The organism is Labrys sp. (in: a-proteobacteria), from assembly GCF_047605565.1.
Taxonomy (GTDB): Bacteria; Pseudomonadota; Alphaproteobacteria; order Rhizobiales; family Labraceae; genus Labrys; species Labrys neptuniae.
Genome location: NZ_JASGFM010000002.1, coordinates 15,496 through 33,008, shown reverse-complemented (window position 1 = coordinate 33,008; position 17,513 = coordinate 15,496). Strand labels below are relative to the sequence as shown.

16 protein-coding genes are annotated in these 17,513 nt (G+C 64.5%); 7 read left to right on the top strand and 9 right to left on the bottom strand.

Translation table 11 applies throughout. The annotated features are described in order from the left end of the window. Positions 1-190 precede the first annotated feature (190 nt). Positions 191-1,510: an NAD(P)/FAD-dependent oxidoreductase gene (locus QM672_RS02255; RefSeq protein ID WP_415080498.1), complete on the bottom strand. Its 1,320-nt coding sequence runs from the start codon at positions 1,508-1,510 to the stop codon at positions 191-193. Between the two features lie 91 nt (positions 1,511-1,601). After that, positions 1,602-2,969 (bottom strand): glutamine synthetase family protein, encoded by a 1,368-nt coding sequence (locus tag QM672_RS02250; RefSeq protein ID WP_311944683.1) that lies wholly within the window; start codon positions 2,967-2,969, stop codon positions 1,602-1,604. Positions 2,970-3,083: 114 nt separating this feature from the next. Here QM672_RS02250 and QM672_RS02245 point away from each other — a divergent pair, with 114 nt between their 5' ends. After that, complete coding sequence (locus tag QM672_RS02245) at positions 3,084-3,779, top strand: GntR family transcriptional regulator (RefSeq protein WP_415080497.1); 696 nt, start codon at positions 3,084-3,086, stop codon at positions 3,777-3,779. An 18-nt stretch (positions 3,780-3,797) separates the two neighbouring features. Here the strand turns inward: QM672_RS02245 and QM672_RS02240 are convergent, their stop codons facing one another. The 4 genes from QM672_RS02240 to QM672_RS02225 all read right to left on the bottom strand — a co-directional run bounded on the left by QM672_RS02240 (position 3,798) and on the right by QM672_RS02225 (position 8,446). Next, positions 3,798-5,228 (bottom strand): diguanylate cyclase domain-containing protein, encoded by a 1,431-nt coding sequence (locus tag QM672_RS02240; RefSeq protein WP_394315270.1) that lies wholly within the window; start codon positions 5,226-5,228, stop codon positions 3,798-3,800. Positions 5,229-5,502: 274 nt separating this feature from the next. Then, complete coding sequence (locus QM672_RS02235; protein ID WP_415080496.1) at positions 5,503-6,030, bottom strand: nucleoside deaminase; 528 nt, start codon at positions 6,028-6,030, stop codon at positions 5,503-5,505. A gap of 60 nt (positions 6,031-6,090) precedes the next feature. After that, positions 6,091-6,858, bottom strand: a complete 768-nt coding sequence (locus QM672_RS02230; RefSeq protein WP_415080495.1) for an SDR family NAD(P)-dependent oxidoreductase — start codon at positions 6,856-6,858, stop codon at positions 6,091-6,093. Between the two features lie 82 nt (positions 6,859-6,940). Continuing rightward, on the bottom strand, positions 6,941-8,446 hold the full coding sequence (locus QM672_RS02225; RefSeq protein WP_311944632.1) for an amino acid permease: 1,506 nt from the start codon (positions 8,444-8,446) through the stop codon (positions 6,941-6,943). Positions 8,447-8,607: 161 nt separating this feature from the next. Between QM672_RS02225 and QM672_RS02220 the strand changes: the two genes are divergently transcribed. After that, complete coding sequence (locus QM672_RS02220) at positions 8,608-9,438, top strand: helix-turn-helix transcriptional regulator (RefSeq protein ID WP_367626749.1); 831 nt, start codon at positions 8,608-8,610, stop codon at positions 9,436-9,438. Positions 9,439-9,456: 18 nt separating this feature from the next. Here the strand turns inward: QM672_RS02220 and QM672_RS02215 are convergent, their stop codons facing one another. Together QM672_RS02215 and QM672_RS02210 are read right to left on the bottom strand one after the other, a co-directional pair. Beyond that, the gene (locus QM672_RS02215) at positions 9,457-10,830 is read right to left on the bottom strand and encodes a sensor histidine kinase (RefSeq protein WP_311944629.1); all 1,374 of its coding nucleotides are present in this window, start codon (positions 10,828-10,830) and stop codon (positions 9,457-9,459) included. After that, complete coding sequence (locus QM672_RS02210; RefSeq protein WP_367626748.1) at positions 10,817-11,482, bottom strand: response regulator; 666 nt, start codon at positions 11,480-11,482, stop codon at positions 10,817-10,819. Before QM672_RS02210 ends, QM672_RS02215 begins: the two co-directional genes overlap by 14 nt. A 192-nt stretch (positions 11,483-11,674) precedes the next feature. On the opposite strand from QM672_RS02210, the gene QM672_RS02205 reads away from it, so the two are divergent. The 5 genes from QM672_RS02205 (at position 11,675) to QM672_RS02185 (ending at position 16,486) form a co-directional block, all read left to right on the top strand. Beyond that, entirely contained in the window at positions 11,675-12,427 is a 753-nt protein-coding gene (locus tag QM672_RS02205; protein ID WP_311944627.1) for an ABC transporter ATP-binding protein, read from the top strand. Positions 12,428-12,443: 16 nt separating this feature from the next. Further along, a complete protein-coding gene (locus tag QM672_RS02200) occupies positions 12,444-13,310 on the top strand; it encodes an ABC transporter permease (protein ID WP_415080494.1) in 867 nt (288 codons plus the stop codon). 95 nt (positions 13,311-13,405) lie between these two features. Continuing rightward, positions 13,406-14,383: an ABC transporter substrate-binding protein gene (locus tag QM672_RS02195; protein ID WP_415080725.1), complete on the top strand. Its 978-nt coding sequence runs from the start codon at positions 13,406-13,408 to the stop codon at positions 14,381-14,383. Positions 14,384-14,540: 157 nt separating this feature from the next. Continuing rightward, positions 14,541-15,221 (top strand): ankyrin repeat domain-containing protein, encoded by a 681-nt coding sequence (locus QM672_RS02190; protein WP_415080493.1) that lies wholly within the window; start codon positions 14,541-14,543, stop codon positions 15,219-15,221. A 17-nt stretch (positions 15,222-15,238) separates the two neighbouring features. Next, positions 15,239-16,486 carry a cyanate transporter gene (locus tag QM672_RS02185; RefSeq protein WP_311944620.1) on the top strand — a complete coding sequence of 416 codons (1,248 nt, stop codon included), beginning with the start codon at positions 15,239-15,241 and terminating at the stop codon, positions 16,484-16,486. 65 nt (positions 16,487-16,551) lie between these two features. Here the strand turns inward: QM672_RS02185 and fghA are convergent, their stop codons facing one another. Next, a complete protein-coding gene (gene fghA, locus QM672_RS02180; protein WP_415080723.1) occupies positions 16,552-17,388 on the bottom strand; it encodes an S-formylglutathione hydrolase in 837 nt (278 codons plus the stop codon). Positions 17,389-17,513: the final 125 nt, after the last annotated feature.

Here is a 17,513-nt window from a genome sequence, read left to right as displayed (position 1 = left end):
GCCATCATGTCGCAGGTGCGATGGTAGCGGGTTGAGGTCCCAAAGCATGTGACCAGAATTCGAGCTATCCCTGCCTTTGTCATTGCCGGGCTTCGACCCGGCAATCCAGGAGATACTCGCCGAGAAAGGCAATCTCTGGATGCCCGGGACAAGTCCGGGCATGACAAGAAACATCTTTCCGAGTCTGCCGTCACAGACCCAACCTGTCCCTCAAGCCATACCACCAGGCGCCGAGCACGGTCAGCGGCACCCGGAAGGTCTTGCCGCCCGGGAAGGGGTAATAAGGCAGGCTGCTCCAGACGTCGAAGCGCTCGGCCTGGCCGGCGACGGCCTCACCCAGGATCTTGCCGAGAAGATGGGTGGTGGTGACACCATGGCCGCTGTCGCCATGCGAGAAATAGATCGAGGGCGACAGCCGCCCGACATGCGGGATGCGCGTCAGGGTCAAGGCGAAATTGCCGCTCCAGGCATAGTCGAAGCGGATATTGGCGAGCTGTGGGAAGGTCCTGGCCAGGCTTGGCCGGATCTTGGCCTCGATGCTGGCGGGATCGCCGCCGCCATAGACGATGCCGCCGCCGAAAAGCAGGCGGTTGTCGGCGGTACGGCGATAATAATCGAGGATATAGTTCATGTCCTCGACGCAATAATTGGCCGGCAGCAGGTCGCGGATTACCGCCTCGTCCAGCGGCTCGGTGGCGATGACCTGGCTGGACACCGGCATCATCTTGCCGCCGATGTCGGGCAGAAGATCGCCGATATAGGCATTGCCGCAGACAAGGAGATAGGTGCAGGTCACCGCCCCGTGCTGGGTGCGCACCACCGGTTTCGCCCCCTGCTCAACCGAGAGCACCGGCGAACGCTCGAAGATCCGTCCACCATGCCGCTCGACCGCCGCCGCTTCGCCCAGCACCAGGCTGAGCGGATGGATATGGCCGCCCTTGTGGTCGACCAGCCCGCCGACATAGCGCTCCGAGGCGACGATCTTGGACAGGCCCGCCTTGTCGATGCGCTCCAGGCCGCCATGGCCATGGCGCTCCCAGATGCGCTGCTGCTCGTCGAGCTCGCGCAGTTGCTTGTCGGTGAAGGCAGCGAAGAAGCCGCCGGGCACGAGGTCGCAATCGATGCCATATTGGGCGATGCGGCCGCGGATGATGTCGGCGCCCTCGCCGGCCATGGCGCCGAGCGCCTTGGCCGCCTTGGCGCCATAGCGCTTCTCGATCACATCGAGGTCGCGGCTGTAGCCGTTGACGATCTGGCCGCCATTGCGCCCGGAGGCGCCGAAGCCGATGCGCATGGCCTCCAGCACGACCACGCTATAGCCGCGCTCGGCCAGTTCCAGTGCCGCGGAAATGCCGGTAAAGCCGGCGCCGATCACGCAGATATCGGCCGTCAAATGTTCGTTGAGGACGGGACGTTCGAAGGCGCCCTTGGCGGTGGCGGCATAATAGGTCGCCGCGTGGCCGGCGCTGGATGATGGCGGATGGGCGGTGGCGAACTCGACGGTGGACATGGCGGACATACCTCATGGACCGGCCGTCGCGCGCACCAAACCGGAGGTCTGGTCGGCGCCACGGCCGGAAGGCGATGGATTGAAAGACAGCTCAGACGATTTCGAGATAGGCGGCGAATTCGTAGTCGGTGACCTGTTCGGCGAAACCGGCGATCTCCTGGCGTTTGCAGGCGATCAGCATCGAGCGCAGCACGGGGTCGAAAATCTCGGCGGCGATCTCGCCGGCCTCGAAGGCATCGACCGCCTGTCCCCATTCGGACGGGATCTTGGCCGATGCGCTCGGCAGATGGGCGCGCCCCATAATGGGCTCGGGCGGCGTCCATTGCTTGCGGATGCCGATCAGGGCCGCGCCGAGTATGGCCGCGACCACCAGATAGGGGTTGGCATCCGCCCCGGCGACCCGATGCTCGATACGGCGTGCAGCCGGGCTGCCGCCGGGAATACGGACGGCTGCGGTGCGGTTCTCATAGCCCCAGGCGATCGTGGTCGGAGCGTGGGTGTCGGGCCTGAGGCGGCGATAGGAGTTGAAATGCGGCGCGAACAACAGCGTGGTCTCGGCCATGCCGCGCAGCAAACCGGCCACGGCATGGCGCAGGATCGGCGAACCTTCCTTACTGCCGTCGTTGAAGACGTTGCGACCTTCGGCATCGAGCAGGCTGAAATGCACATGCATGCCATTGCCCGAGCGCGTGCCGTAAGGCTTGGCCATGAAGGTGGCCGCAAGGCCGTGCTTGCGCGCGACACCCTTGACGATGCGCTTGAAGAAGACGGCGTCATCGGCCGCCTTGAGGGGATCGTCGCTGTGCAGGAGGTTGATCTCGAACTGGCCGATGCCGTTCTCGGCGATCGCCGCATCCGCCGCCACGTTCTGGCGCTCGCATTCGGCATAGACGTCGGAGATGAACTCGCCGAAATCGTTAAGTTCGTCGATGGAGAGAATGGCGTCCGAATCGAGCCGCTTGCCGGTGTAGGGCGAGATCGGCGGCACGGCGCTGTCGGGCTCCGGGTCGATCAGATAGAACTCCATCTCCGTCGCCACCACCGGCCGCAGGCCGAGCTTCTGGTATTCGCGCACCACGGCGGCGAGCGCCTGGCGCGGATCGGCGAGGAAGGGCTCGCCGCTCTCCAGGAAGAGCCAGAGCGGCACCAGAGCGCTCGGCCGCGAGGTCCAGGCCACCGGCAGGATGCCGCGTCCGGTCGCCCCGCAGATGCCGTCCATGTCACCCGAGGCGAACACATGCTCGCTGTCGATGATGTCCTCGCCCCAGACGTCGACGCCGACGATCGACAAGGGCATGCGGATGCCGCCGCCCAGCACCTTCTCGGCCTGGCTGACCGGTACGCGCTTGCCGCGCATGATGCCGTTGAGGTCGCAGACCACGGCCTGGATGCTCTCGATCGGGCTGTCTTCCTTCAGCAAAGCTGCCAGGGTGTCCCGATCGATGCTGTCGGCCGTCATCATGCGCGCTCCATTTTGTGATCACATTATTAAGTATGTGACATCATATCCGACTGGAATCAAGCCCGGCTTCGCGATAAGCAGATATGTGAGGTTCGCAGGGAGGCGAGATTATTGAAGAAGTTGGTACTGCCGCCATTGGCCCGGGTCGATGGTACGACGACGCATGATTATGTCTTCCTGCGCCTCAGGCAGGCCATCATGGTAGGAGCTTTCCGGCCCGGAACCTCGCTGACCATACGCGGCCTCGCCGCCGCGCTCGAAAGCAGCTCCACGCCCGTGCGCGAGGCGCTCAGGCAGCTCACCTCGATCGGCGCTCTCAAACTGCTCGAAAATCGCCGGATCCAGGTTCCGGCCGTCACGCCGGAGCTCTTCGAGGAGTTGATCTCGCTGCGCGTCGTGCTGGAACAGCATGCGGCGCGGCGGGCCGTCGCGCATATTACCGAGCGCCAGATCGACCAGCTGGTCGAGATGGATCTCGCCATCGACCAGGCCATCGCCAGGCAGGACAAGGTCGGTGCCCTGCTTGCCAACCAGCAGTTTCACCGCACCATCTACAGCATCAGCCCCGATCGCATCGTATTGCCGATGATCGAAAGCGTCTGGCTGCAGCTCGGCCCGGTCCAGGGCGTCGCCATGGAACATGTCGCCGAACTCTACGTGGTCGACCGCCACCAGGAGATCATCCAGGCCTTGCGACAACGCGACCCGGCGGCGCTGGTCAAGTCGGTCGGCGCCGATATCGGCGAGGGCATCGGCGGCTTCGATGCCCCAGCCGTCGCATCGCTGCTGGACGTGGCCGCGACCTGAAGGACGCCCGGCGATGCACTAGCTTGGATCGGAATGATGCCGGTGCTTGTTCTCATACATCAGGAGATCGGCTCGCCTGGCGACGGATTCGAGCTTTTCTCCGTCCTGGCTGGTGGCAGCACCCATCGAGACGCTCAGGGCCATCTGTGAATAATATTGATTGTTGATCTCGACGAGGCGCTCGATGTTTTCCATCATGGCCGTCGCACCGCGCTCGTCGACATAGGGAAGGACGACGGCAAACTCGTCGCCGCCGATGCGAGCGGCGTGCCCCGGTTTTTTGACGGCCTCGTTCAAGATCTCGCCGACGCGCCGCAACAAGGCGTCACCGGTCGCATGACCCCACTGGTCGTTCACGGATTTGAGCCGATCGAGATCGATGGCGATGATCGACACGGGCGAAAAATTGTTGCGCTCCAGCCGGTTCAGCTCGTCGACATAGAAGGCGCGATTGAACAATTTCGTCAGGACATCGTGCTTGCCGAGATATTCGAGATAGGCTTCTGCCTTCTTGCGCGCCGTAATGTCGGTCAGCGCGACCTGCACCTGCGACCAGTCCTCTTCATGTCCCGGAAGAAGGGACAATTGCAGGAGAAGATAGCGTTCGGTGCCATCGAGTGCGTGATTGAGCACCTCCCGGCGCTGAAAGAAAACGCCATTCCACAAATCAATCAATTGTTCGCGGAAATGGGCTTCCATATCGGATTGGAACACGCGCGGCAGGTTTTGCAGGAGTGTCGGCTTGTCGGCGGCAAGGAAGAGGGCCAGTGTCTCCTTGTTGATGTCGAGAACCCGGATTTCGCTCATGCATTGGCGCACGAATTCGGGGTGAACATCCGTGAAAACCCGAAAATCGACGATGCCGCGCGCCCGCAGGTCGTCCATCAACTGCTTGATGCGGCTGAAGTCTTCGACCCAGAGCGAAACCGGCGAGTGCTCGAAGAGGGCTGAAGCATATTGCTGCTGTTTCGCCGTCTGGCGGCGGGCATCCTCGAGGGCGGTCACGTCCTCGATGGCCAGGAGCACACGGTCCCACACCTGCTCATGTCCTGGCAGGATGATGCCGCGCAGCTGAATGTCGAGACGCTTGCCGCCCAACGTATAGTTGACCGTGTTGCTGCGGAACTCCGTGGCGCCGTCCCAAAGCTGCTTCAACTCATCGATGTGCGCCTCGAGCATGTCGTCACGCAGCACCCTGCCAAGATTGGCCACGAGATGGTCGACACTGTCGGCTTCATACAGCGAGAGGGTCTTGCGGTTGACCTTGAGCACATGAATGAGGCTCGAACAATGCGCAAGCCTGGCGGGATCTGCCAAAAGAAAGGCTCGCAGATCCGTCACCCCCTCTGCGCGCCATGCCTCGAATTGCTCACGCAGAGTGGTGTAGTCTTCCAGCCAGAGCGACATGGGTGCCAGATCGAAAATATTGTCGCTATCGTCTGGAACCATCGCCCTGCTCTTTGTTGACACGCTCGATAGAAATCCTGCCATGCCACCCGCGGTCAGGCACTCGCTCTCACCGCCTCGAGGTTTCGGACGCGTTTCGAATCAAGGCCTTGCACAACCGGCTGGATCTTCGAAGCTTGCAAGATACCGGATGGCGCAGCAAGGCAAGACTGCTGCTCCCCCTGCTATGCGCATTTCGCCGAGATGGGCGTCAGAGCGCGGCAATGATCGTCGTAGGAAAGCAACGCCAGACATATGTCTCGAAGCCCCCCGCTCCTCACCTCCAGAAACCCAGGTGAGGCACGGCCGCCTCGTCTTCCAGCGCGGGGCCGACCACGTCGATCCGACGCTGTCCCCGCGCAAAAACCTCGCGGCAGGGCAGCGAGAAGGTGGGGTTTTCGGGATGGGCGCCGGTGAGTTCGAGCAGGCGATGTTCCGAGAGGGCATAGACCACCCGCCCGATGCCCGTCCAATAGACGGCGCCCGCGCACATGCAGCAGGGTTCGGCGCTGGTGTAGAGCGTCGAGGCGGCGAGTTCCTCCGGCGTCCTCGCCTTGGCCGCCGCCGCGGCTGCCACCAGTTCGGCGTGCTGGGTCGGATCGCCCTCGGGCGGCATCGAATTGTTGCCGGCCGAGGCGACGACATTGCCGTTCCCGTCGACCACCAGCGCGGCGAAGGGATGGCGGCCGCGCCGCCTGGACTCGTCGGACAGGGCGATCGACTGCCGCAGGAACGCAAGGTCCAGGGCGGACAGGCCGTCCGCTTGCGTCTCGTCGCTGGCGCTCACCTCGCCCTCCCCCATCATGATCCGGCCGGCACCACGATATCGTGCTTCGCCGGCCGGAGGAAAGCGGAAGGCAGAGGCTCAGATCGCGGTGAAGCCGTTGTCCACGAACAGATGGGCGCCGTTGACGAAGCTCGACTCGTCGCTGGCGAGATAGAGCGCCGCCCGCGCGACATCCTCGGGCTCGCCGATCCGCCCCTGCTGGGCCGCGATGGCGGCATCGGAGACGTCGACGCCATGTGCCTGCAGCTCGGCGACCTCGCGCAGGCCATGCGGCGTGCGGATGAAGCCCGGACAGACGGCATTGCAGCGGATGTTGCGGTCCCGGAACTCCACGGCGATGGCCCGGGCGAACATGTGGCAGGCGCCCTTGGTGGTGTCGTAGAGCACTTCCATCGGCGTCGCCGCCACCGCAGAGATCGAGGAGGTACAGACGATCGAACCGCCGCCATGGGCGATCATCTGAGGCAGCACCGCCCGGGTCATCAGGAACATCGAGCGGACATTGACCGCATGCAGCCAGTCCCACTCGGTGAGCGAGATCTCGAGGAAGGGTTTGATCAGGATGGTGCCAGCATGATTGAACAAGGTGGTGACGGGACCGAAGCACTCCTGCACCGCCCTGACCGCCGTCTCGACTTCGGCCTCCTCCGAGACGTCGGCGACGAAGGCCGCCGCCTCGCCTCCGGCCGCGCGGATTGCGGCCGCCGTCTCCTCTGCCGCGGCGGCATTGCGGTCGATGATGGCGACCTTGGCCCCCTCGGCCGCGAACAGCTTCGAAGCCGCCCCGCCCATGCCTGTCGCCCCGCCCGAAATGATGGCGGTCTTGCCTGCTAGCCTTGCGGCCATGATGTCCTCGCTTAAATTTAGACTATTCGATCCATAATCGACCGGAACACCCGGCCGATATCCGTTCGCTCCGGCCGGCGCCTCAATGCTCGCCGAGCGGGCGGCCGCGCGTGCCGCCGGACACCGCGAACTCCTCCTCCGGCGACAGCACCAGGCGATGGCGGCGGTAGAAGCCGAAATAGCCGAGGCCGATCAGATACCAGGCCGCCGCCGCGATCGCCGCCCAGCGATAGAGCGGATCGAAGAACTGGTAGCCGAGCGTGAGGATGCAGATGCCGATGGTGGCATAGGCCCCGAAGGCACCGAAGGGGCTGCGGAACGGCCTGGCGATATCGGGATAGAGCCGGCGCAGGCGCAGGAAGGCGATGCTCTGCAGGATGTAGGACACCATACCCGCGAACACGATCATGCTGACCAGGAAGCCGGCCATGAAGGCAACATTGTCCTTGCCACCCAGGAACCAGATCGCCAGCAGCACGATGAGGGCAAAGCCCGCGCCGGTCGCCAACGCGATGTTCGGCGTCTTGGTGCGCGGATTGGTCACCGACAGCACGGTCGGCAGATAGCCGGCGCGCGACAGCGAATAGATGTTGCGGCCCGAGGCGAAGCTGCCGGCGAAGAAGCTTGCGGCAAGCCCCAGCACCGCCACGCCCGCCAGCAGCTTGGCCCAGCCATCGCCGAAGATGGTACGGAAGCCATCGAGCAGCGGCTCACCCGACGAACCCATGGCATGGGCGCCCGGCGGAATGGAGGCGCTGAAGAACAGCACGCCGAGGGCGAGCGCGATCAGCGTCAGGATCGACAGGATCAGGGCGCGCGGCATGTCGCGCGTGGGGTTCTTGGCTTCCTCGGCGGTGAGCGGCAATTGCTCGACGGCCAGGAACATGTAGACGCCGAAGGGCAGCGACAGCATGACGCCCGTGAGGCCGAAGGGCAGCCAGGGGCCCGCGCCGTCGGCCACGAGCTTGCCGTCCGTGCCGATGTTGAGCGCATGCCGGACGAAATCCACATGAGGAAGGGCCACAACGAAGAAGAACAACAGGACCAGCACGGCCGCGACGGTGATCCAGACCACCACCCGCATCGACAGTTCCAGGCCACGCACGGACAGGCCGAGCATCACCATATAGCCGGCGACCCACCACAGCGGCAGCCAGCTGTCGGGCGTGCCGAAAATGGCGGCGAGATAGGAGGCCATGAAGAACATGTTGGCGCCAGGGGCCAGCACGAATTCGATGTTCTCGGCCAGGCCCGTGGTGAAGCCGCCCCAGGGCCCGAGCGCGGTGCGCGCGAAGGAATAGGCGCCGCCCGTATGCGGCAGGGCCGCGCTCATCTCGCTGATCGACGAGCACAGGCAGACATACATGAAGCCGATGATCAGCGCGCCGAGCAGCATGCCGCCGAAGCCGCCTTGCGAAAGGCCGATGTTCCAGCCCGAATATTCGCCGGCGACGACGGCGCCGACGCCCATCATCCACAGGGTGAACAGTCCGGCATGGCGCTTGAGCTGGCGTTGCTCGAAATAGGCCTCGTCGACACTCTGATAGGTTACGCCGCCGGTCGGGCGGCTGGTCGTCTCGATCGTCATGGAAGTCCCCTCTTGCCGAGGAGCTTGTAAAATTCTCCTCTTTGCGACATCCCGATGATCCGAAAAGCAGCGTTGCGATAAATATCCCTAAAGAGATAGAGGCTGCCGCTGACGGGAGCGGGCATACAGGCAAGCAGGAAACGGAGGATGAAGGGACGGCCATGAACAGCCGCGAACGATCGGCCGCAGACAGCTGGCATCATGCGACGCCGGACCTGGTCGCCCTGCTGGGTTCTCCGCAATTTGCAGCTGCCCTCGACGCAGCCCTGGGGCAGATTGCTCCCTTCGACCTGAGCTGCATCTTCGCCTATCCGCTCGAAGACAGGCCGACACTGCTGCATGACGGCCTGAAGGCGGTGTCTTCTTCGCAGATCATGGCCAATTATCTCGCCGGCACCTATCTCCTCGACGCCGTCTACACCGCCTGCGTGCACACCACGCCGTCAGGCCTCTATCGCCTGCACGATCTCGCCCCGGATGATTTCTTCGAAGGCGAATACTTCAATTCGCCGGACGTCCACCCCTGCATCTCGATGGAAAGCGGCTCCCTCACCGAGGAGATCGTCTTCCTGCACGCCCTCAGGCCGGATCTCTATCTCGCCTATTCGCTGTTGCGCCAGAACGGTTCATCCCCGTTCGCAACCGCTGAAATGGCGGATCTCGCCCGGGCAGCGCCGATGGTGCTCGCACTCATGGGTCGCCAGTGGCAGGCCCTCGCAGAGGGAAGGGACCCGGGAGCCGCACCCGCTCCGCGCGAGCATGCCATCGAACAGGCCTTTCTCAGCTTCGCGCCGGCGCTGCTGACGCCGCGCGAGCAGACCATCGTCAGCCTGGTGCTGCGCGGCCATTCCAGCCTCTCGATCGGCAGCCTGCTCGACATTACCGAGGGCACGGTCAAGATCCACCGCAAGAACATCTATGCCAAGCTCGGCATTTCCAGCCAAACGGAGCTGTTCAACCAGTTCATCCGCCACCTGCTGGCGGACAAATAGGCCGCCTCCGCCCTGCGGTCATTTGCGCGACACCGAGAGGCACAGGCGCACCACCGTGAGCCCGTCCTCCTCGGCGAATTCCAGGGCACCGCCATGGGCGCGTGCGACCTCGTCGGCAATCGCCAGACCGAGCCCTGACCCCGCGGATCGCTCACCCTTCTGGAAGGGGGCGACGAGGCTCCCCCCTTCTTCCTGAGGGAAGCCTTCGCCATCGTCCCGCACCTCGATCCAGGCCCGGTCGCCCACCTGGCCGACCACCACGGTGAGGCGACTGCTCGCACCATGGACCAGGGCGTTGTCGATCAGATTGGCCAGCGCCTCGCGCAGGCTGATGGCATCGCCCTCGATGACAGGTGGCGGAACAGCGTGTTCGAAGGCGATATCGACCTCGCGTGCCAGTGAGAGGGGCACGGATTTCGCAAGCGTCGCCTTGGCGAGTTCGTTGAGATCGATCGGCGAGGTCTGCGCCGCATCCGCGCGATGGACGACCATGGCGTGGTCGAGAAGCTGCCGGGTCAGGCGGGCCAGCTCGGTTGTCCGTTCTCGAACGCGCGACAAATGTTCGGCCCGCCGCTTCGCATCCTGCGGTCCCGAAAGCAGCTCGACCTGAGCATCGAGCGCCGCCAGGGGTGTGCGGATCTGATGCGCCGCGTCGGCGATGAAACGCTGCATCAGCGCCATCCGTTCGGACAACCGGCGCATGAAATCATCGATGGCCTGGACGAGGTTGCGGATCTCGGCGGGACGCCCGGCCCGGATCGGACGCAAATCGTCGGGCCGCCTCTCCACGATCTCCTGTTCGATCAAAGCCAGCGGCTTCAGGCCGAAGCGAACGGCGAACCCTACCGCCAGCAATGCCAGCACGCTCATCGCTGCGATCACGGCAAGCGCCTTCAGGGTAAGGTCACGTGCCAGAGCGGTACGGGCATTGACAGTCTGTGCGACGATGATCGTGGCCCACTGTCCGGCGTCCTTGTCGTCGATCCGGCGCGCGATGGTGGCGATCCGTACCGACTGGTTCTGGTAATGCCCCTCCTCCAGCACGATGCCGCTGCGCATCGCAGCCGGGGTGGCAGACGACGCCAGGTCCTCGTAACCCGCCACGATCACGCCGCGCGGGTCGACGACCTTGTAGTAGACCAGGTCATAGGCCGAGAGCGTCGAAAAGGCCGCCACCGGCGGATCGAGCGCCACGACCCCGCCCTGCACATAGACGTTCTCGGCCACCTGGATGGTGGCCCCGCTCAGCAGCCGGTCATAGGCCTGCTGGGCCGCGATCGAGGCATATTGCCAGGCGGCCAACCCCAGCACGACGGCTCCCGCCGACAACACCGCCGAAAGCACGGCGATGATGCGGATGCGCAGCGACAGGCGGAGATCACCGCGTTGCAAGCCGGTAGCCCAATCCCCGCAGGGTCTGGATCTCGACCGGAGATCCCGTCAGCTTGCGCCTCAGGCGGGCGACGAACTGCTCCACCGCGTTGGGGCTCGGATCCTGGTCGAAATTGAAGAGCTGTTCGACGAGTTCTTCCTTTGGCACGATCCGCTCGGGCCGGATCGCCAGGATTTCAAGCACCGTCAATTCGCGCCGGGTGAGGTTGAGCGGCCTGTCGTCGACGCTGGCGACCCGCCCGGCCCGGTCGATCGCGAGAGAGCCCACGCGCAGCATATTGTCGGGCAGGCCGGCGCTCCGGCGCAACAAGGCGCGGGCCCTGGCCTCGAACTCGCGAAAATCGAAGGGCTTGGTCAGATAGTCGTCGGCACCCAGATCCAGGGTATCGACCCGGGCATCGACAGCCGAGCGGGCCGTGATCACCAGCACCGGCATCTTGGCCCGCCGCGCCCGCAATTTCCTCAGGAGCTCGAGCCCGTCCTCGCCCGGCAGGCTGAGGTCGAGCACCACCAGGTCATAGGCCTGGACCTCCAAGAGCTCGGAGGCCGTGCGGCCATTGTCTTCCCAATCGACGGCGTGCCCCATCGCCTCCAGCCGCGCCACCACGGCCTCGGCAATATCGGCAGTGTCTTCGACGACCAAAACGCGCAAGGCGGCTCCGCAGCGACAGAGGCAGGTCCCAAGATTCAGGTTCCAAGATTCAGGTTCCTGGAGTCAGTTCCAAGTCTTCCTGGAGTCAGTTCCAAGTCAGCTTCGAGTGCTAGGCCTATCGCAAGCGCCAATAGTGCGCAAGAAAGCCATCCAAGGGAGGAAAGTTTGCCCGCTTCGCCGAGCCCCAGCGCCATGACACCACTTTTGTCGGTGAAGGACGTGACGCTGCAATACAAGACACCGGACGCCCTCGTCACCGCCACCAGGCGTGTTTCCTTCGATGTCTATCCCTCCGACCGCTTCGTGCTCCTGGGCCCGTCAGGCTGCGGCAAATCCACCATCCTCAAGGCGATCGGCGGTTATCTGACGCCCGTCGAAGGCAGCATCAGCCTGAAAGGGACCGACGTCACCGAACCCGGTCCCGACAGGATGATGGTGTTCCAGGAATTCGACCAGCTCCTGCCCTGGAAGACCGTGCGCGAAAACGTCGTCTTCGCCCTGACGTCGAGCCGGCGGGTGCCGGTTGCCGAGGCCGCCGAGCGCGCCCGTTCCTATATCGACAAGGTCGGGCTGACGAAGTTCATCGATTCCTATCCGCATATGCTGTCCGGCGGCATGAAGCAGCGCGTGGCGATCGCCCGCGGCATGGCGATGGAGCCCGACGTGCTGCTGATGGACGAGCCCTTTGCTGCCCTCGATGCCCTGACGCGCCGCAAGATGCAGGACGAATTGCTGCGGCTATGGGACGACACCCGCTTCACCGTGCTTTTCGTGACCCACTCCATCGAGGAAGCCATCCGTATCGGCACGCGCATCCTGCTGCTTTCGCCTCATCCCGGGGAGGTCAAGGCCGAGCTCAACAGCGTGCCGCCCGAAGAGATGGGTACCGGCACGCAGGCCGCGCTCGAAACCCGCATCAACGACATGCTCTTTGCCGCGCATTGAGCCGGGGATCCCAGACATGACCGATCTTCTCAGCTTCCGTCCCGACATCATCCGGGAAGTCCATTCGGGCAGTGCTCCCGTCGTCGCCAAATCCCTCGGCATCGCCGAACGGCTCTATCGGCTCGGCTTCGTGCGCAAGGGCCTGATCCTCGCCGTGCTGGCCCTAGCATGGGAAGCCTATGGGCGCTGGCTCGGCAACCCCCTGCTGTTTCCGACCTTTGGCGAGACGGCGCAGGCCTTCCTCGCCAATATCGCCAACGGCATCATTCCCGAGCGCATGCTGGTATCGCTGCAGACGCTCCTCATCGGCTATGCCATCGGCATCGGACTTGCCGCCCTGCTGACCACCCTGGCGATCGGTTCGCGCATCGGGGCGGATCTTCTGGAAACGCTGACTTCCATGTTCAACCCGCTGCCCGCGATCGCGCTGCTGCCGCTGGCCCTGATCTGGTTCGGCCTGGGCACGGGCAGCATCATCTTCGTGCTCGTCCACTCCGTGTTATGGGCCATCGCGCTCAACACCCATGCCGGCTTTCGCGCCGTCTCCAACACGCTGCGCATGGTCGGCCTCAATTATGGCCTGCGCAATCTGAGGCTGGTGCGTCTCATCCTGATCCCGGCCGCCTTCCCCGCCATCCTGACCGGCCTCAAGGTCGGCTGGGCCTTTGCCTGGCGCACCCTGATTGCCGCCGAGCTCGTCTTCGGCGTCTCCTCCGGCTCCGGCGGACTGGGCTGGTTCATCTACGAAAACCGCAACCAGCTCGAAACGGCCAATGTCTTCGCCGGCCTGTTCACCGTGATCCTGATCGGCCTGTTCGTCGAGAACGTCATCTTCGCCGCCATCGAGCGTAGGACGATCCGGCGCTGGGGCATGCAGCACTGAACCACCACCAACCGACAAAGCCGGAACGGCTCATCCATCAGGGAGGATTCTTCATGACATTCAAACGCTGGCTCAGGACAGCCCTGGCCATTGCAATGCTCGCGCCGGCTCTGGCATCGGGCAGTGCGCAAGCCGAGGTGAGCGAGGTCCGCATCTCCAAGGGTTTCGGCATCCTCTACCTGCCGCTGATCGTGATGCAGGACCAGCAATTGCTCGAAAAGCGCGCCAAGGCCGCCGGCCTCGGCGACGTCAAGGTCACCTGGCTGATGCTGGACGGCGGCAATGTCATCAACGACGCCATGATGGCAGGCACGCTCGACTTCGCCGGCACCGGCGCGCCCGGTTTCGTCACCTTGTGGGCGAAAGCCAAGGGCATCCCGAATGTCGAGGTGGTCGGCGTCTCCGGCATGAGCTCGACCTCGCTCTGGCTCAACACCAACAAGCCGGAGATCAAGAAGCTGGAAGACTTCACCTCGGCGGACAAGATCGCCCTGCCCGGCATCAAGACCTCGCTCTCCGCCGTGGTTCTGCAGATGATCGCCGCCAAGGAGTTCGGCCCGGAGAACTACGCCAAGCTCGATCCGGCCACCGTCAGCCTGCCACATCCGGAGGCAGTCACCGCCCTGATCGGCGGCAAGACGGAGATCCGGGCTCATTTCACCTCGCCGCCCTTCCAATATATCGAGGCCAAGGCGCCGGGCATCCACCGTGTGCTCAGCTCGGTCGATTATCTGGGCAACATCACGCTCGACGTCACCTTCGCGCCGAAGAAGTTCGTCGATGCCAATCCCAAGATGACCCAGGCCTTCATCGATGCCATGGATGATGCCAACCAGTTGATCGCCAAGGACAAGAAGCTGGCGGCGGAGATCTTCACCCGGAGCTCGAAGGTGAAGGTCGACGTGTCCGAGGTCCAGCAGATGCTCGAGGACCCGGATGCGCGCTTCTCCACCACGCCCCAGGGCGTGATGCAGTTCGCCGACTTCATGCACCGGGCCGGTACCATCAAGGTCAAGCCCGCCCAGTGGAGCGACATGTTCGTGCCGCAGCTCGCCGGCCGTTCCGGCAGTTGAAGACCAGCCGCCGGCCTTTGTGACTCGTACGGGCGACAAATGACAGGCCTGGTTGATGCCAGGTCTGTCATTTGCATTTCAAATAGCCGCCATGGGGACATTTAATTTCCAAATGACCAGACGGGGAGATACGCATGGCCCCGGTAGGAGGCCGGCTATGCGCAGACCCTTGTCCAAACGCAATGTCCTGATCATCGTGGCGGGAACCATTCTCATGTCCATCGCATCGCAAGGCGTCCCGGCAAAAGCCGCGCCATCCGCCCTCATCGCTGCGGCCGAACGTGGTGACCTGCCCGCGGTCAAGGCCCTGGCTCCTGGCGTTTCACTGGAGGAGCGGGACGGCAACCGCCGCACGGCCCTGCTGGCAGCGGTCCAGGGCAATCACGTCGCGGTCGCCCGCCACCTCATCGAAGCCGGTGCCGACGTCAACGCCAAGGACGCCATTGAGGACAGCCCCTATCTGCTGGCCGGCGCACGCGGATATCTCGACATTCTGCGGCTGACGCTGTCCCATGGAGCCGATCTCAAGAGCACCAATCGCTATGGCGGCACCGCCCTGATCCCGGCCTCCGAACGGGGGCATGTCGACACGGTACGGGCTTTGATCGAGGCCGGCGTGAACGTCGATCACGTCAACAGGCTCGGCTGGACCGCCCTGCTGGAAGCCATCATTCTCAGCGATGGCGGGCCGCGCCATGTCGAGATCGTGAGGCTTCTCATCGCCGCGGGAGCCAACGTCAATCTCGCCGACAAGGACGGCGTCACGCCGTTGCAGCATGCCCGGCAGCGGCGCTATCGCGAGATCACCTCGTTGCTCGAAGCCGCCGGCGCGCGCTGATCGCCCCCTGATTGATCATGCCCCGAACGCCCCCCCAATCCTCCGCCCCGTCTTCGCCCTTGGTCCTGCTGTCCCTGGTGGTGCTGATCGGGCTCAACCTGCGTCCCTTCCTGACCGGGCCGGGTCCCCTGATCGCACGCATCGAGGCCGATACGGGCCTGGGCTATGGCGGCATCGCCATGCTCACGCTGCTGCCCATGCTGCTGATGGGTCTTGGCGCCTTCCTGGTGCCCGGGCTGCAGGCCAGGATCGGCACCAGACGGGGCATGCTGTGGGCGCTCTGCCTTCTCCTCCTGGGATCGCTGCTAAGGCTCTGGTCTGCCGGCGGGTTCTCCCTGATTCTGACAGCGGCCCTGTGCGGCGCGGGCGTCGCCTTCATCCAGGCAGCCTTTCCGGGCATCATCAAGCAGGGCTTCCCGCACAAGGTGGCCGCCGTCACCGGTCTCTATTCGGCGATGATCATGGGCGGCGGCGCCGTGGGCGCCCAGCTGACACCGGTCCTCGCCCATGGCGGACAGGATTGGCGATTTGCCTTGGCGTGGCTGGCGTTGCCGACGGCGGCAGCGCTGCTCTTGGCCTGGCGCGTGTTGGCGGATGGCAGGACGGCCCGACCCGACAAGGCCCTGGTGTCGCGCCTGCTTCATCGTCCGCGCAGCTGGCAGTTGATGGCCTGTTTCGGCCTGGTCAATGGCGGCTATTCCTCCATGGTTGCCTGGCTCGCCCCCTATATGCAGGGGCGCGGCTGGGGCATAGCGCAAAGCGGTAGCCTGGTCGCCATCATGGCCGTGGCGCAGGCCGTCGCCGCCCTGGTTCTGCCGATCCTGGCCTCGCGCAGCCGCGACCGGCGTCCCTGGCTCTATCTCACCCTCGCCATGCAGGCAGCAGGCTTCTGCGGTCTTGCCTTCCTGCCCGGCACCATGCCCTTGCTCTGGATCGCGCTGGGGGGCGCAGGGCTCGGCGGTTGCTTCTCCCTTTCGCTGGTGACGGCACTCGACCATCTGCCGCGCCCCGAGGAAGCTGGCGCCCTCGCCGCCCTGATGCAGGGCGGAGGCTTCCTCATCGCCGGCCTCGCTCCCCTGGCTATGGCTTTTCTGCACAGCTGGAGCGGCAGCTTCGTCGAGGGGTGGCTGATGCATCTCACCTGGGTGGCGATCGCCGCCCTCATCGCCACGCGTTTCGATCCGGCAGGCTACGCTGCCGCCATGGGAGCGGATGATAGGCCTGGGATCGGCACCGACCATCCATTGCGGTCGACGGGCGGCTGAAGCCACCCGACTGCGAAAGGAATGACGGAAGCGCCTGTTCTATGGCGCTGGCTACACCCCGTCCCTCACTTGCCGAGCCGCTCGGCATGCCAGGCGAGATGATCGTCCATGAAGGTGGAGATGAAATTGTAGGAGTGGTCGTAACCCTCCTGCATGCGCAGGGTCAGCGCGATGCCGGCCTTGCTGCAGGCCTCTTCCAGGAGCCAGGGCCGCAGCCCTTCCTTGAGGAAGCCGTCCGCCGTGCCCTGGTCGACCAGGAAGGCCTCGAAACGGTGGCCGTCGGCGATCAGCGCGGTGGCGTCATAGGGACGCCAGGTCGCTTCATCGGCGCCGAGATACTTCTCCAGCGCCGGCCTGGACCAGCCCGCCGTGCTCGGCTGCACGATCGGTGCGAAGGCCGAGCAGCTCTTGTAGCGCTGCGGATGCTTCAGCGCGATGGTGAGCGCGCCATGGCCGCCCATCGAATGGCCGAAGATCGACTGGCGCGCCATGTCGGCCGGGAAATGCTCGCCGATCAGGGCCGGCAGTTCCTGCGTCAGATAGGAATACATCCGGTAATTGCGAGCAAAGGGCTCCTGCGTGGCGTCGAGATAGAAGCCGGCGCCGGAGCCGAACTGCCAATTGTCCTTCTCGTCCGGCACGCCTTCGCCGCGCGGGCTGGTGTCGGGGCAGACCACGATCAGGCCCAGCTCGGCGGCAAGGCGGCGATATTCGCCCTTGTCCATCACGTTCTGATGCGTGCAGGTCAGGCCCGACAGATACCAGAGCACCGGGCAGGCGCGCTCGGCGGCCTGGGGCGGCACGAAGACCGCGAAGGTCATTTCGCAATCGCAGCTCGACGGGGCATGGGAATAGACGCCCTGGATCCCGCCATGGGATCGCGAGGTGGAGATGGTCTTCATCGACAGGCCCTTCATTCAGAATCGAGCCGACCATAGCCACCTCGTCCCTTGCCCGTCGAGTTTCGAACCGGTTGCAGTCCCCGCGCTAAATGCCGCGGCGCCATCCGCGTGGATCACTCACAGCG

Bases quoted from the DNA above. Each gene is read 5' to 3' on its own strand.
- QM672_RS02255 (WP_415080498.1), bottom strand. From the start codon at position 1,510: ATGTCCACCGTCGAGTTCGCCACCGCCCATCCGCCATCATCCAGCGCC.
- QM672_RS02250 (WP_311944683.1), bottom strand. From the start codon at position 2,969: ATGACGGCCGACAGCATCGATCGGGACACCCTGGCAGCTTTGCTGAAG.
- QM672_RS02240 (WP_394315270.1), bottom strand. From the start codon at position 5,228: ATGGTTCCAGACGATAGCGACAATATTTTCGATCTGGCACCCATGTCG.
- QM672_RS02235 (WP_415080496.1), bottom strand. From the start codon at position 6,030: ATGATGGGGGAGGGCGAGGTGAGCGCCAGCGACGAGACGCAAGCGGAC.
- QM672_RS02230 (WP_415080495.1), bottom strand. From the start codon at position 6,858: ATGGCCGCAAGGCTAGCAGGCAAGACCGCCATCATTTCGGGCGGGGCG.
- QM672_RS02225 (WP_311944632.1), bottom strand. From the start codon at position 8,446: ATGACGATCGAGACGACCAGCCGCCCGACCGGCGGCGTAACCTATCAG.
- QM672_RS02220 (WP_367626749.1), top strand. From the start codon at position 8,608: ATGAACAGCCGCGAACGATCGGCCGCAGACAGCTGGCATCATGCGACG.
- QM672_RS02205 (WP_311944627.1), top strand. From the start codon at position 11,675: ATGACACCACTTTTGTCGGTGAAGGACGTGACGCTGCAATACAAGACA.
- QM672_RS02200 (WP_415080494.1), top strand. From the start codon at position 12,444: ATGACCGATCTTCTCAGCTTCCGTCCCGACATCATCCGGGAAGTCCAT.
- QM672_RS02195 (WP_415080725.1), top strand. From the start codon at position 13,406: ATGCTCGCGCCGGCTCTGGCATCGGGCAGTGCGCAAGCCGAGGTGAGC.
- QM672_RS02190 (WP_415080493.1), top strand. From the start codon at position 14,541: ATGCGCAGACCCTTGTCCAAACGCAATGTCCTGATCATCGTGGCGGGA.
- QM672_RS02185 (WP_311944620.1), top strand. From the start codon at position 15,239: ATGCCCCGAACGCCCCCCCAATCCTCCGCCCCGTCTTCGCCCTTGGTC.
- fghA (WP_415080723.1), bottom strand. From the start codon at position 17,388: ATGAAGACCATCTCCACCTCGCGATCCCATGGCGGGATCCAGGGCGTC.